Origin of the sequence: Streptomyces sp. MS191 (genome assembly GCF_008042125.1) — a bacterium.
Taxonomy (GTDB): domain Bacteria; phylum Actinomycetota; class Actinomycetes; order Streptomycetales; family Streptomycetaceae; genus Streptomyces.
On the sequence record NZ_RDBI01000050.1, the window covers coordinates 52,914 to 68,867 of the forward strand.

General features: G+C 75.3%; 3 protein-coding genes. All 3 read right to left on the reverse strand.

All coding sequences use genetic code 11. From position 1 onward, the window contains the following. Positions 1-20: 20 nt before the first annotated feature. The gene (locus EAO71_RS22405; protein WP_147979613.1) at positions 21-236 is read right to left on the reverse strand and encodes an MbtH family protein; all 216 of its coding nucleotides are present in this window, start codon (positions 234-236) and stop codon (positions 21-23) included. Further along, positions 233-14,572, reverse strand: coding sequence for a non-ribosomal peptide synthetase (locus EAO71_RS22410; protein ID WP_147979614.1), 14,340 nt, complete (start codon positions 14,570-14,572; stop codon positions 233-235). The genes EAO71_RS22405 and EAO71_RS22410 overlap by 4 nt, the downstream gene beginning before the upstream one ends. A gap of 211 nt (positions 14,573-14,783) precedes the next feature. Then, the gene (locus EAO71_RS22415) at positions 14,784-15,827 is read right to left on the reverse strand and encodes an iron-siderophore ABC transporter substrate-binding protein (protein WP_222723574.1); all 1,044 of its coding nucleotides are present in this window, start codon (positions 15,825-15,827) and stop codon (positions 14,784-14,786) included. Between the last annotated feature and the right edge of the window lie 127 nt (positions 15,828-15,954).

The following is a 15,954-nucleotide window of genomic DNA, read 5'->3' on the forward strand; positions in this document are numbered from 1 at the left end:
GACGGCGCGGTCCGGGCCGGTCAGGTCGTGTCCTGGCGGGCGACCAGGCTCGCGGGCCGCAGGTCGGTCCAGTTGCTCTCGACATGGGCGAGGCACGCCTCGCGGGTGTCCTCGCCGAACACGGTCCGCCAGCCGGCCGGCACCTCGGCGAAGGACGGCCACAGCGAGTGCTGGTTCTCGTCGTTGACCAGGACCAGGAAGGTGCCCTGCGGGTCCTCGAACGGATTGGTGGTCATGCGTGGTCACTCCTCTGGGACGGGACGGGGAACAGGGCGGAGAGCGGCTGCCCGGGGCGGGCGGTGGCGGCGCGCAGCAGGGCCGTCAGTTCGTCGGCCAGGCGCCGCGCCCCGGCGGTACCGAGCACGCCGGTCACGTGGGTGAGTGCGCAGTGCACCGGCCCGGCGCCGCGCGGCTCGTGGAATCCGAGGGTCAGCTCCGCGCGCGCCGAGCCGGTCGGGACGACCCGGAGGGAGCCCAGGCCGCCCTCCAGCTCCGCAAGGTCCGCCTGCTCGTGGTGGACCACGGTCACCTGGGGCCCCTCGGGGGGCAGACCGGTGGCCAGGGCGACCTCGTCGTAGGGGACGTCCTGACGGTCGAGGGCGCTCAGCGTGGTCTCCCGGACCCGGGCCAGCAGCTCCGTGAAGGCGGGGTCGCCCGCGGTGTCGGTACGCAGCACGACCGTGTTGAGGAAGCTGCCGACGAGATCGGCGAGCCGGTCGTCGGCGCGCCCGGCGACCATCGTGCCCACCGGCAGGTCGGTGCCGGCCCCGTGGGCGGTCAGCAGGGCCGCGAAGGCCGCGTGCAGCACCATGAACATGCTGGTGCCGGTGGCCCGGGCGAGCCGGTCCACGGCCTCGTGGAGTTCCTCGTCGAGGACGAAACCGACCTGGCCGGCGGAGCGGTGGTCGGTGGTCGGGCGGGCCGGCCGGGGACCGTCCGCCGGCAGGGCGAGCCGTCCCGGGGCGCCCGCGAGCCTTCGTCGCCAGTAGGCGAGCTGCCGGCCGCCCGGACTGTCGGGGTCGGCCGGGTCTCCGAGGACCTCGCGGGCCCACTGGGCGTAGTCCGGATACGTGACCGGCAGCGGCTCCCACCGGGGTGCCAGGCCCTTCGCGCGGGCCGCGTGGGCCGTGGCGAGGTCGCGGAGCAGCGGCACGACCGACCACTCGTCGACCGCGAGGTAGTGCATGGCCAGCAGGAGCGCCTGGCTGCCGTCCGGGGCGCCGAGCAGGTGTGCCCGCAGGGGCGCCCCGGTCTCCGGGTCGGGTCGCTCCGCGGCGAGTGCGGCCAACCGGTCGTCCAGGTCCGCGCAGTGTTCGACGGCCGGCGCGAGTGCGGGGACCGGGCGCGGGACCACCTCGCCGTCCCGCTCGGCGAACGCGGTGCGCAGCGGCTCGTGCCGTGCCACCACGTCGGCGAGGGCGGCGGCGACGGCGTCCGGGTCGAGTCCGCCCGTGGAGCGGAGGACCAGCGCGTGGTCGTAGCGGGGGTCGCTCCGGTACGCCCGCCACTGGGCGCGCTGGACGGGCGCGATCCGCCGCGGACCGTCCGCGTCCGTGCGGGGCCGCAGCTCGGGGCGGGCCGCGGCGACGGCGCCCGCCAGCTTCCCCGCGATCCCGGCGACGGTGAGCGCGTCGAAGACGTCCCGGAGGGCGAGCTCGACGCCGAACTCGGCGCGGATGCGGCCCAGGAGCCGCATCGCGGCCATGGAATGGCCGCCGAGCGCGAAGAAGTCGTCGTGCACGCCGACTCCGTCCAGCTTGAGGACCTCGCGGAACAGGCCGGCGAGCCGGGCCTGCGCCCCGGTGGCCGGACGGGTGTCGCCGGTCATGGCGGACCAGTCCGGGGCGGGCAGCGCCTTGCGGTCCAGCTTGCCGTTCGGGGTGAGCGGCAGCGGTCCGTCCAGCGGGACCACGAGCGCGGGGACCATGTACTCGGGCAGCAGCGCCGCCACGTGGGCGCGCAGCTCCCGCGGGTCCGCCTCGCCCGACTCGGGCACCGCGTAGCCGACGAGCCGGACGATGTCGCCGTCGCGGTCGGGCACCACGGCGGCCTGGGCGACGGACGGGTGCCCGGCCAGCGCCGCCTCGATCTCGCCGAGCTCGATCCGGAAGCCCCGTACCTTGACCTGGGTGTCGACCCGGCCGAGGAAGTCGAGGTTGCCGTCCCTGCGCCAGCGCGCGCGGTCGCCGGTGCGGTACATCCGCGCCCCCGGCGCTCCGAACGGGTCGGCGACGAACCGGTCCGAGGTGAGTCCGGGCCTGCCGAGGTAGCCGCGGGCGAGGCCGCGTCCGGCGACGTACAGCTCGCCCACCACACCGGGCGGGACGGGCCGCAGCCACTCGTCGAGGACGTAGCAGCGGGTGTTGGGGTCGGGCCGGCCGATGGGCACCCGGCCGGACGGACCGCCGCCGTGCTCACGGGCGGGCCAGAGCGTGGAGTTGACGGTCGCCTCGGTGAGTCCGTAGGCGCAGATCAGGTCGGCCGTGTCGCCGAACCGTTCGAACAGGTCCGGCGGGACGGTCTCGGTGCCGACCAGCACGGTCGACCCCTCGGGCAGGGCGCAGCCGGGAGGCAGGGCCGACACCAGCGACGGCGGCAGGATCATGTGGGTGATCCGCTGGTCGGCGAGGAAGTCGGTGAGCGCCGGTCCGGCGACCCGCGCCTCGTCGGTGACGAGGACGAGCCGGCCTCCGTGGCACAGGGCCATCGCCAGCTCGAAGACGAAGACGTCGAAACCGATCGAGGCGAACTGGAGCACGCGGCTGTCGCGTTCCAGACCCATCCGGTCGACGGCGGTGGCCACCAGACTGGCGATGCCCTCGTGGGGCACCACGACGCCCTTGGGCCGGCCGGTCGATCCCGAGGTGTAGATCACGTACGCGGCCCGGTCGAGGGCCACCCGCCCGGTGTCCGGCGGCAGGTCGGACAGCGCGCCGAGGGCCTCGGCGGTCTCCGGGGCGTCGAGCAGGACCACGGGCACGCCCGTCACGTCCGGGATCTTCCCCGCGACGGGCTCCGTGCCCACCACCAGGACGGCGCCGGAGTCCTCGATCATGTACGCGAGCCGGTCGCCGGGGTGGACGAGGTCGAGCGGCAGGAACGCGGCGCCCAGCTTCGACGTGGCGAGGACCGTGGCGACCATGTCCACCGAGCGGGGCACGGCCACGCCGACCACGCTCTCCTCCCCCGCGCCGTGCGCGGCCAGGAGTCGGGCGAGGCGGTTCGCCCGGGCGTCGAGCTCCGCGTACGTGACCGCGCGGGCGCGGTCCACGACCGCGACGGCGTCGGGCCGCTCGGCCAGCCGGCGGGCGAAGAGGGCCGGCAGGGTCTCCTCGTCGACCTCGCGGGCGGTGCCGTTGAAGTCCTCCAGGACCAGGCGCCGTTCGTCGGCGGCGAGAGTCCCGAGCCGGGACAGGGGCAGCTCGGGGGTGGCGACGAGCTCCGTGACCAGCGTCCGCAGCCGGTCGGCCAGCCGCTGGGCGGTCTCCGGGTCGAACAGCTCGGTGGCGTACTCCAGACGGCAGCCGAGCGAGCCGGCGCCGTCCCGCGCCGCGGTCCGTTCCGTGAAGCTGAAGACGAGGTCGAACTTGGCCGAGCGGATCCGCACGGGCAGGAACTCCGCGCGCAGGCCGGGCAGCCGCAGCCCGTCGTCGCCGCGGGTGTGGTGGCCCACCATCACCTGGAACAGCGGGTTCCGGGAGAGCGAGCGGGTGGGGTTGAGCTTCTCCACGACGGCTTCGAACGGCACGTCGGCGTGGGAGAACGCGGCGAGGTCGGTCGCGCGGACCCGGGCGAGCAGCTCCCGGAAGGACGGGTCCCCGCCGAGGTCGGTACGCAGGACCAGGGTGTTGACGAAGAAGCCCACCAGGTCGTCCAGCGCCTCGTCGTTCCGGCCCGCGATGGGCGCGCCGAGGGGGATGTCCGTGCCGGCGCCCTCGCGGTGGAGCAGGGCGGCGACGGCCGCGTGCACGACCATGAACATGCTGGTGCCGGTCTCCCGGGCGAGCCGCCTCAGGCCCTCGTGGGTGTCGGCGTCGAACGCGATGTCGAGGTCGGCCCCGGAGAACACCGGGCGGGCGGGCCTCGGCCGGTCGGCCGCGAGCTCCAGCTCCTCCGGGGCGCCGGACAGGGTCTCGTGCCAGTGGTCCAGCTGGCGGGCGGCCAGGCTGCCCCCGGCCGCGGCGTCGCCGAGCAGCCGCTGCTGCCAGAGCGCGTAGTCGGCGTACTGGAGGGGCAGCGGCTCCCACGCGGGGGCGGTCCCGCCGAGACGCGCCGTGTAGGCGGTGGCGAGGTCGCGCAGGAAGGGGCGGTCCGACCACTCGTCGGTGGTGATGTGGTGCAGCACCAGGACGACGACGTGGTCCTCGGGCGCGAGTTCCACGATGACGGCGCGGAGCGGGAGTTCGGCGGCGAGGTCGAACGGCCGGTTGGCGGCCGCGTCGACGACGGCGGGCAGCTCCTCCTCGCCGGCCCGCAGGTGCTCCACCGGCGGGCGCGCCTCGTCGGCGGGGAGGATCCGCTGGTGGGTGCGGCCGTCGGCCGTCGTGGCGAAGACCGTGCGCAGCGCCTCGTGGCGGGCCGTCACGTCGGCGAGCGCCGCGGCCCACGCCGTGCGGTCGAACGCGCCGCGCAGCCGCGTCACGAGGGGGAAGTTGTACGCGGCCGAGGTGCACTCGATCTGCTGGACGACCCACAGCCGCTGCTGGGCGTGGGACAGGGGCAGTTCATCGGGCCGGTCGCCGGCGGTGGGCTTCGGTCGCCGGGCACCGGCCGCGCGGGCGGCGCGCTCCACGAGCTCGGCGACGGTGGGTGCCTCGAAGAGGTCGCGGATCGCCAGCTCCGCGTCGAGGGCGGTACGGGCCCGGCTGACCAGACGGGTGGCCAGCAGCGAGTGGCCGCCCAGCTCGAAGAAGTCGCCGTCGATGCCGACGGCGTCCGCGGGGAGCCCGAGCACCTCGGCGAAGAGGGCCCGGAGGGTCTCCTCGCGGGGGGTGCGGGGAGCCCGGCCGCCCCCGGAGCCGCTGAGGTCGGGCGCGGGGAGGGCCTTGTGGTCCAGCTTGCCGTTGACGGTCAGCGGCAGCGTCCCGACCGTGACGAACGCCGAGGGGACCATGTAGTCCGGCAGGCCGGTCTTCAGGTGGTCGCGCAGCCGCCGCGTCAGCCCGTCACCGGGCTCGGTGCCCTCCTGCGGCACGACGTAGCCGACGAGGCGCCTGGTCCCCGCGTTCTCCGACACGACGACGGCCGCGTGGGCGACGTCCGGGTGTTCCGAGAGCGCGGTGGCGATCTCGGCCGGCTCGACGCGGTAGCCGCGGATCTTGACCTGGTCGTCGGTGCGGCCCAGGAAGTCGAGCAGCCCGTCGGGGCGCTGCCGGACGAGGTCGCCGGTGCGGTACATGCGTTCGCCGGGTTCGCCGAACGGGTCGGCGACGAACCGTTCGGCCGTCAGGGCGGGACGGTCGTGGTAGCCGCGCGCCAGGCCGGTGCCGGCGATGTACAGCTCGCCGGGGCAGCCGGGCGGCACGGGCCGCAGCATCGTGTCCAGCACGTGCGCGCGGGTGTTGCGGATCGGTACGCCGACGGTGGACGTCGCGCTGTCGGTGGTGGATCCGCCGAGGGTGTTGATCGTGTACTCGGTGGGGCCGTACAGGTTGTAGCCGTACACCCCCTCGGTGCGGCGCAGCCTCGTCCACACCGTGTCGGGCACGGCCTCGCCGCCGAGCAGGACGAGTGCGGGCCGGTGCCTGCCCGCGGCCTCGTCGCGGTCGAGGAGGCCCTCCTCGATGAGCAGCTGGGCGTACGTCGGCGTCACGTTGACGACGTCCACCCGGTGGAGGTCGCAGTAGCGGACGAGGGCCTCGGCGTCGCGGCGCAGCTCCTCGTCGCAGACGTGCACCTCGTGGCCCTCGACGAGCCAGAGCAGTTCCTCCCACGACATGTCGAAGGCGAAGGACACGGTGTGCGCGATCCGCAGGCGCCGGCCGCCGGCGGAGGCGATGGCCGGGTCGAAGATCTCCTTCTGGTGGTTGAGCTGCATGTTCGTCAGCCCCCGGTAGGGGGTCACGACGCCCTTGGGCCGGCCCGTCGAGCCGGAGGTGTAGATGACGTACGCGGGGTGCTCCAGGCGGTCCGGCACGTCGCGGGCGAACGCGGGCCGCTCCCCGTCGGCGATCTCGCCGTCGGGGAGGGCCGCCAGCTCGGCGGCCACGGTCTCGTCGTCCAGGAGGAGTTCGGGTGCGACGGGGCCTTCGGCGGCGCGCAGCGCGGGGGCGACGGCGGTCGTGGAGACCAGGCACAGGGGTCCGGTGTCGAGCGCCATCAGGCGGAGCCGGTCGGCGGGGTGGTCGAGGTCCAGCGGCAGATACGCGGCGCCGGTGCGCAGCACGGCGAAGAGGGCGGCCACCATGTCGATGGACCGCGGCAGGGCGAGCGCGACGACCTTCTCCGGCCCGGCGCCCCGGGCGAGCAGCAGCCGGGCGAGCCGGTTGACGTACCCGTCCAGTTCGGCGTAGGTGAGCGCCCGTTCGCCGAAGACCAGGGCCCTCGCGTCCGGGGTGCGGGCGACCTGGGCGGCGAGCATGTCGGCGACGGTGTCGTTCGGCACCGGCTCGCGGCCGCCGCCGKGGCCGGCGACGAGCGCGGCGCGCTCCGCGGGCAGCAGCAGGTCGACGGCCGCGGTGCGGGTCGGGTCGGCGGCCCCGGCCCCGGCGGCGTCGGCGTCGGCGATGGCGAGGCAGTCGGTGAGCCGGTCGAGGACGGTCGTGAAGCGGGCGAGGATCGTGGTCGCGTCCTCGGCGTCGAAGAGGTCGGGCCTGGCCGCCAGGGTGACCCGCAGCCGGGCTCCGGGGGTGACGATCAGGGTGAGCGGGAAGTGGGTGCCGTCCACGTTCGACACACCCGTGATGCCGTGGCGCCGCCGGAGCGCCCCGGCCCGGTCCTCGCCGTCGGCCGAGCGGAGAACGAACAGGGTGTCGAACAGGCGGCGGTGACCGCTCTCCTGCTGCAGGGTGCCGAGGCCGACGTGGTCGTAGGGCATGACCGCCGCGCGTTCGGACTGCATCCGGCGCAGCAGGTCGATCAGCGGCTCGCCGGGGACGAAGGCGATGCGGGCCGGGACCGTGTTGAGGAACATGCCGATGATGCCGGCCGCGTTCGGCACGTCCGCCGGGCGGCCGGCCACGGCCGTGCCGAAGGCGACGTCGTCACGGCCCGTCGTCGCGGCGAGCACCAGTCCCCAGGCCGCGTTGAGCACGGTGTTCAGGGTGAGTCCGTGGCGCCGGGCGAGGGCGCGCAGCCGGTCGCCCGCCTCCTCGGCGAGCAGGACTTCGTGGTCCACCGGGATGACCGGCCCGCCGTCGCGTCCGGACGGGGCGACCAGGGTGGGCTCGGCGAACCCGTCGAGGGCGCGGCGCCAGGCGTCGAGGGCGGCCGCGGTGTCCTGGCGGTCCAGCCAGGCCAGGTAGTCCCGGTACGAGCCGGGGGCGGGCAGGCCGTCCGCGTCGCCGGCCCGCTCGTACAGCGTGAAGAGCTCCTCCAGGAACAGCCACGCGGACCAGCCGTCCCAGAGGATGAGGTGCCGGGTCACCACGAGCCGGTCCCGGCCGTCGCCGAGCCGGATCAGCAGGAGGCGGCACAGCGGGGCCGCGGACAGGTCGAAGCGCTGCCGGCGGTCGGCGGCCAGCAGCTCCGCCGTCCTCGCCCGGCGTTCGCCGGCGGGCAGCTGGGAGAGGTCCACCTCCGTCAGGGGGATCTCGGCGCCGTCCGTGATGAACTGCACCGGCCGGGGCAGGCCGTCGCTGGTGAATCCCGCGCGCAGGCCGGTGTTGCGCTCCAGGAGCGTCCGGCAGGCGGCGCGCAGCCGCTCCGCGTCGACGCGGTGGTCGAGGTCCAGCGTCTCCTGGGACTGGTAGACGTCGAGGGCGTCGCCCGCGTCGTAGGTGGCGTGGAAGTACATGCCCTCCTGGAGCGGGGAGAGCGGCCAGACGTCCGCGACCGGAAGTCCGGCGGCGGCGCGGACGCGGTCGGTCTCCTCCGGGGAGAGCCGCAGCCCACCGAGCGGCGGGTCGGCCGGCGGTTCCGGGGGGCCGGCGGCGGTCAGCCGGTCGAGAAGCGCGCTGAGCGCGGGGTCGACGGGCGCGCCGGACTGCCGGTGCAGGGCCAGCATCGCCTGGAGGGCGGCGGCGGCCTGACCCGCGTCGGAGGCGGATACGGTCACGCCGTCGGGCGGCACGGGCGCCTCGGGGGTCGGGGACGGGGCCCGGTCCGCCTCGGCCGTGCCGGCCGCGTGCGCGGCGGCGGCGAGGGCGGCGGGCGTGCGGCGTTCGAAGACGTCGCGGGGACCGAGGATCAGCCCCCTGGCGCGGGCGCGGGTGGCGACGGCGATCGAGGTGAGGCTGTCGCCGCCCCTGACGAAGAAGTCGTCGTCCACGCCGACGCCGGGTTCTCCGAGGACCTCCGAGAAGATCTCGCACAGGGCGCGCTCGCGGTCGTCGCGGGGCGCGCGCCCGGCCGGCCGGGGTGGGGCGTCCGGCGCGGGGAGGGCGTGGTGGTCCAGCTTGCCGCTGGGTGTCAGCGGCAGTTCGGGGACGACCACGACGGCTCGGGGCACCATCGGGGCCGGGAGCGCGTCGGCCAGTCGCGCCCGCAGCCGCTCGCCGTCCGGAGCGGTGCCCGGCCTGGGGACGGCGTAGCCGACGAGGGCGCCGTCCCGGACGGTCACGGCCGCGCGGGCGACGCCGTCCAGGGCCGCGAGGGCGGTCTCGACCTCGCCCGGCTCGACGCGGTTGCCGCGGATCTTCAGCTGCCGGTCGGTGCGGCCGAGGTACTCGACCGCACCGTCGGTGCGGCGCAGCACCAGGTCCCCGGTGCGGTACATGCGCTCCCCCGGTGCCCCGAACGGGTCGGCGACGAACCGCTCGGAGGTGAGGGCGGGGCGGTCGTGGTAGGCCCGGGCCAGCTGGACGCCGGCGAGGTAGAGCTCGCCGGGCACGCCGTCGGGCACCGGGCGCAGGAACGGGTCGAGGACGTGGAGCCGGGTGTTCCAGACGGGGCGGCCGATGGGGACGGCCCGGTCGCCGGGGCCGCCGTCGTAGGGGAAGGCGGTGACGTCCACGGCCGCCTCGGTGGGGCCGTAGAGGTTGTGCAGCGGTACGGGGCCGCGACCCGGGCGGTCCGTGAGCGCGCACCAGCGCCGGGCGTCGGCGCCGGAGAGCGCCTCGCCGCTGCAGAACACCCGGCGCAGTCCGGAAGCCCAGTCGGGCAGGTCCGCGCCGCGGACGGCGCGGAGGAAGGCGGCCAGCATCGACGGCACGAAGTGCAGCGTGGTGACGGCTCGGGCGTGGACGAGACCGGCGAGGTAGTGCGGGTCGCGGTGGCCGTCGGGGCGGGCGAGGACGACCGCCGCCCCTTCGGCCAGCGGCCAGAAGAACTCCCAGACCGACACGTCGAAGCTGGACGGGGTCTTCTGGAGCACCCGGTCGTCGGAGGTGAGTTCGTACGTGCTCTGCATCCAGGCGAGCCGGTTGACGATGGCGCGGTGGGTGACGGTGACGCCCTTGGGGCGGCCGGTGGAGCCCGAGGTGTAGATGAGGTAGGCGGGATGGTCGGGACGCGCGTGCCGGACGGTGGAGTCGGGGACGGGCTCGTCGGGCGCGTCCTGATCGACGAGGACGTACGTGAGACCCGGTGCGGCGGGCAGACGGCCGGCCGAGGCGGCGGTGGTGACCACGGTGCGGGCGCCCGAGTCGCCGAGCATGAACGCGACACGGTCCGCGGGGTAGTCGAGATCGACGGGCAGGTAGGCGGCGCCCGCCTTCAGGACGCCGAGGAGGGCGACCATCAGCTCGGCCGAACGCGGCACCGCGACGGCGACGTACTGCTCCGGTCCCGCTCCGGCGGCCCGCAGGCGCCGGGCCAGGGCCTCGGCCCGGCGGTCGAGTTCCGCGTAGGTGAGGGTGGTGTCCTCGAAGATCACGGCCGGGGCGTGCGGCGTGCGGGCCGCCTGCCGGTCGAGGAGCGAGGCCAGGGTGGCGTCGGGGACCGGGTGCGCGGTGGCGTTCGTCCCGGCGAGGTGCTCGCGCTCCCGCTCGGACAGCAGCCCGGTGCGGGCGACGAGGCGGCCGGGGTCGGAGACGAGGGTGCGCAGCAGGCTCGTGAACCGGCTGGAGAGCACGGCCACGGACACCCGGTCCAGGCGTGTGCCGTCGTGCTTGAACCGCAGGTGCAGACCGTCGTCGTCGGGCTGGACGACCAGCGCGAGCGGGTAGTGCACGGCGTCGGCGATCTCGCCCGTCCCGATCACGAGCTCGCCGGATCCCCCGGGTGCCGCCGCGGGTTCCCGGCCCGCGCTCGGGCCGCTCGGGTGGTTCTCGAACACCACCAGGGTGTCGAAGAGTTCGCCGCCGCCGGCGACCCGCTGGATGTCGGCGAGACCGAGGTGCTGGTGGTCGAGGAGGGCGGCGTGTTCGTCCTGGACGCGCCGCAGCAGGTCGGTCAGCGTCTCGGCCGGGCGGAGGGTCACCCGGGCCGGCACGGTGTTGATGAAGAGGCCGACCGCCGTGTCCAGGCCTTCGACCTCGGTGGTCCGCCCGGACACCGTGGTGCCGAGGACGACGTCCCGGCTGCCGGTCAGGCCGCCGAGCAGCAGCCCCCACAGGCCGTGCACGACCGTGCTCAGGGTCAGTCCGCGGGTCCTGGCGAAGGCGGTGAGCTCCCGGGTGAGGTCCAGCGGGAGCCGGGTGTCCACGTGCTCGGGCCGGTAGGGCGCGTCCGCGACCGGGCTCGGGACGAGCCGGGTGGGGCCGGGGAGTCCGGCGAGCGCCGCCCGCCACGCCTCACGGGCGGCGTCCCGGTCGCGGCCGGCGAGCCAGCGGAGCCAGGGCCGGGGATCCACCGGCGCGGGCAGGGCGGCTCCCCGGTGGACGGCGGCGAGTTCGCGCAGCAGCAGGGCGACCGACCAGCCGTCGGCGACGATGTGGTGGAGGGTGAGCAGCAGCCGGTGCCGCCCGCCGTCCCTGACGAGGGTGGCGCGGAGCAGGGGCGGCCGGTCCAGGTCGAAGGGCTCGCCCCGGTCGGCGCGCAGCAGCTCGTCGAGGCCGGTCACGGCCGTGTCGGCCACGCGCCACGGCAGGGTGACCCGGGGCGCGAGGCGCTGGACGACCTCACCGCCGGGCAGTTGGCGGAAGGAGGCGCGCAGCAGGGGATGCCGGTCGAGCAGGGACTGCAGGGAGCGGCGCAACCGGTCGGGGTCGACCGGGCCCGTGAGGTCGAGGAGTTCCTGGACGAGGTAGAGGTCCGGGGCCCGGTCGTCGTAGCGGGCGTGGAAGAAGAAGCCCTCCTGGAGCGGGGAGACGGGCAGGGCGTCCTCGTCGAGGGTCACCCGGCGCTCCGGGGCGGCCCGGGTGTCGGTCCGGGCGGCGATCCGGGCGAGGGCCGCCACCGTCCGGTGCCGGAACACCTCGCGCGGGGTGATGACGAGCCCGGCCGCCCGGGCCCGGTTCACGAGCTGGATGGCGACGATGCTGTCTCCGCCGAGGGCGAAGAAGCTGTCGTGGACACCGGCCGTGGGCAGTCCGAGGACCTCGGCGAACAGGGCGGCGAGGGTCGCCTCGGCGGGGGTGCCCGGGGTGCCGGCCCCGCTCGCGGCGGTCCACCGGGGCTCGGGCAGCGCCTTGCCGTCGAGCTTGCCGTTGGGGGTGAGCGGGAGCGGGCCGTCGAGGACGACGACCGCGGAGGGCGCCATGTGGTCCGGCAGCGTGGCGGCCACCCGGGCGCGTGCGGCCGCCACCGTCTCGTCGGCGGCCGGGGTCCGGGCGACTTCGGCGTCGGGGGCGGGGGAGGTCGTCACGAGGTAGGCGACGAGCCGCCTGACGCCCCGGTGGTCCTCCCGCACGCGTACGGCGGCCTGGGCGATACCGGGGCAGGCCATGAAGGCGCTCTCGACCTCGCCCGGTTCGATGCGGTGGCCGCGGATCTTGATCTGCCCGTCGGAGCGGCCCAGGAACTCCAGGTTTCCGTCGGCACCCCAGCGCACCCGGTCGCCGGTGCGGTACATGCGGGTGCCGGGTTCTCCGTACGGGTCGGCCACGAAGCGCTCCGCCGACAGGCCGGGGCGGCCCAGGTAGCCGCGGGCCAGGCCGCGGCCCGCGACATACAGCTCGCCCTCGGCGCCGACGGGCACGGGGCGGTCGGGATCGGCGGTCCACAGCGTGGAGTTGACGCTCGCCTCGGTGAGGCCGTACGCGACGACGACCCGGACCCGTCCGGCCCAGCGGGCGATCAGCTCGGCGGGCACGGCCTCGGTGCCGACGACGAGGACGGCGCCGTCGGGCAGTTCGCACTCCCGGGGCAGCGCGGAGACGAGCGACGGCGGCAGGATCATGTGGGTGGCCCGGTGCCGCGCGATGTACTCGGTCAGGGCGGGACCCGCGACGCGGCGCTCGGCGGGGACGAGGACGATCCGGCCGCCCACGCACAGGGACATGATCAGGTCCCAGACCGTCACGTCGAAGCCCACCGAGGCGAACTGGACGACCCGGCTCCCGGCGGTGACGCCGATGCGGTCGACGGCGGTGGCGACGAGACTGCCGACGCCGTCGTGCGGGACGACGACGCCCTTGGGGCGGCCGGTCGAGCCGGAGGTGTAGATGACGTACGCGGCCTGGTCCAGGGCGACCGGCACGCCGGGGGCGCGGGCGTCGAGCGCGGCGACGGCCTCGGACGTGGCCGGGTCGTCGAGCAGGACCCGGGCGACCCCGGGGGCCGGCGGCAGCGACTCCGCGAGATCCCGCACGGTGATCACGGTCCGGGCCCCCGCGTCGGACAGCATGTACGCGATCCGGTCCGCCGGGTGGTCGGCGTCCAGCGGCAGGTAGGCGGCGCCGGCCTTCAGCACCGCGAGCAACGCGATCACCAGGTCCGGGGAGCGCGGCAGGGCGACCGCGACGACGTCCTCGGTACCCACGCCGCCCGTGCCGAGACGGCGGGCGAGCCGGTTGGCGGCGGCGTCGAGTTCCGCGTACGTCAGCTCGTCGTCCTCGTACACGAGCGCCACGGCGTCGGGCGAGTGCCGGACCCGGGCCTCGAAGGCGGCGGGCCAGGAGAGTTCCGCGACCTCGCGGGGCGCCACGCCGAACTCGCCGAGCAGGCGGCCGCGTTCGGCGTCCGAGGTGAGGTCGATCCGGCCGACCGGCCGGCCGGGGTGCTCGATGAAGGTGCGGAGGAGGGCGAGGAACCGGGCCTCGTGGGCGCGGAGTCGCTCCTCGTCGCACGCCTCGGCGTCCGCGTCGAGGTACAGCACGAGGCGGCCCGCGCCCGCGGTCCCGGCCCCGCCGAAGGTGTCGGTGCCGGTCGCGGTCCCGCCGGAGGTGCCGGTCGCGGTCCCGGTTCGCGTCCCTCTCCCGGCCCCGGTCTCGGCCCCGGTCTCGGCGAAGGTGAAGGCCAGGTCGCCGACCGGGCCCAGCCAGAAGGGCACGAGGTCGGCGCGGAGGCCGGCGAAGCGCAGGCCGGGCCGGGGCAGCACGTTGACGGTGGGGCCGACGAGTTCCTGGACGCCGTCGACGAGCCCGAGGTCCCTGGCCAGGTCCTCGGCGCGGTGGCGTCCGTGCGCGACCGCGCCGGCGACCGCGTCGCGCACCTCGGTCACGAGGTCCGCGCCGGTCGTGTCGGGGCGGACCGTGAGGCGCAGCGGGACGATGTTGGAGACCATGCCGGGCACGTCCGCCGCTGCGCCTCGCCGGGCGGGGACCGGGAGGCCGAGGACGACGTCCTGTTCTCCGACGGTGCGGTGCAGGTAGGCCGCGACCGCGGCGACGAGGACGCGGGACGGACGGACGCCCGCTTCCCGGGACACGGCGTCCAGCCGTGCGACGTCCGGTGCGGGGAGTTCGACGGAGCGCCGCAGGCGCCGCGTCGTCAGGGACGGGGGGCGCTCGGCCAGGCGCGGAGGCTCGGACCGGCCGGCCATGTGCCGTCGCCACCAGGCGCGGTCGGCCGCGTGTTCCGCGGAGGCGCGGTAGGCCGCGTCGTCGGCGACGAGCCGGTCGAGGGCCCAGTCGGGGGGCGGCGGGGCGGCGTCAGGAGCGGTGTAGAGGTCGCCGGCCCGCCGGGTGAGGAGGACGACGCCCATGCCGTCGAGGACGAGGTGGTGGTAGCGCTGGTACCACCACACACGGTCGTCGGCGAGCCGCAGGAGCGCCTGCCCGAAGTGCGGCCCGTGGGCGAGGTCGACGGGCCGTTCGCGGTCCGCGGCCGCCCAGGCGGCGGCGTCCCCCTCGGGGTCCGCGGCGCCGCGGAGATCGACGACGGGGACGTCGACGGTGGCGGGCCGGGGCGTCTGGAACGGTCCGGCCGGCCCGGAGCCGAAGCCCACGTGCAGGCACGCGGCCTCCACGACGGCCCGCCGGACGGCGCGGGCCAGTCGGTCGAGGTCGGCGGCACCGCGCAGGTCGACGACGTAGACGATGTTGTAGGCGGTGCTGTCGGGCTCGATCTGCTGGGCACGCCAGATGCCGGACTGCCCGCCGGTCAGGGGTGCTCCGGACGGGGATGCCGGGTCCGACTCGACGTCAAGCATCGTACGAAGTGACCTTTCCCTGGCTGATGCGTCGGTGAGGTGCGGTGCAGGGGCGCTGGCCGGGCGCGGCGCGCGGAGAGGTTCCGCCGCCCGTCCGCGGCGGCCCGGGGCAGGACGCGAGGGGGTGCGCGCCTCCGCCGCGTACGGCGTCGACGGCACACCTGCCCGGCATGCCGTCGCACGCGTCCCCGCGGCGCCCCGGGGTGGCGGACTACTCGAGGGCCGCCACCAGCGGCTCGATCTCGTCGATCGCGTAGGGGATCGACAGCACCGTGTTGAAGGAGAACGCGGCGCCGATGTCCGGGTCCTGGTACGGCACGAAGAGGTCCCGCTTCTCCTGGTGGACCTTCAGCTTCTTGTAGAGCGGCTCCGCCTTGATGCGGTTGTCGGACTCGGTGCTCGACGTCACCCAGACCAGGCGGTCCACGTCCAGCACGTTCAGCTTCTCGGCGCTGAGCTCGGCCACGTTCCAGCCCGGCTTGGCCAAAGCGTCGATCTCGGGCTTCAGCGCGAAGCCGAGTTCGGAGAAGAAGATCGCCTTGGGGTCCGTCCTGGTGAACGCCGAGTACTTGCCCGCCTCGAAGCTGTCGGCGACGGCGAGGGTCTTCCCGGCGAACTCGGGGTGCTTCTCGCGTACGGCCCGGAACCGGGCGTCGATGCCGGCGATCAGTTTCTCGGTCTGCGCGTCCTTTCCGAGGGACGTGCCGATCTGGCGTGTCATCACCTGCCAGGAGGCGCCGTAGTCGGGCAGGCCCTTGGGCTGGGCGACGACCTTGGTGAACTTGGAGAGCGTGTCGTACTGCTCCTTCTTCATCCCCGAGTACTGGGCGATGACCAGGTCCGGCTTCAGCGCGGCGATCTTCTCGATGTTGTACTCGTCGCGCTCACCGACGATCTGCGGGGCGGTGCCACCCCACTTGTCCTCGGCCCAGGGCCACTTGCCGTAGGGCTGCTCCTTGAACCAGTCCACCGCCCCCACGGGCTTGACTCCGAGTGCGAGGACCGCGTCCTGGTCGGACAGGCCGAGCGTCACCACACGCTTCGGCTCCGCCTCGATCGTGGTGCTGCCGTACTTGTGCTCGACCGTCACCGGGAAGGCGGCGGAGGTGCCGCCGGCCGGCGCGGCCGGCTTCGACTCGGTCTTCTCCGTACCGCCCCCACAGGCGGTCAGCGCGAGCGCGGCGACGGCGGCGACCGCCACGCAGGGGACGGGTCTGACGATCCTCGCCAGCACGGGACGTGTACCTGTGGACACGGGTGTTCCTTTCACGGGGTTTCACGGTGCGTACCCGGCGCGCCGCGCACGGCGGCGCGCCGGGTACGCACCGTGAAACCCCGTGAAAGGAACACCCGTGTCCACAGGTACACGTCCCGTGCTGGCG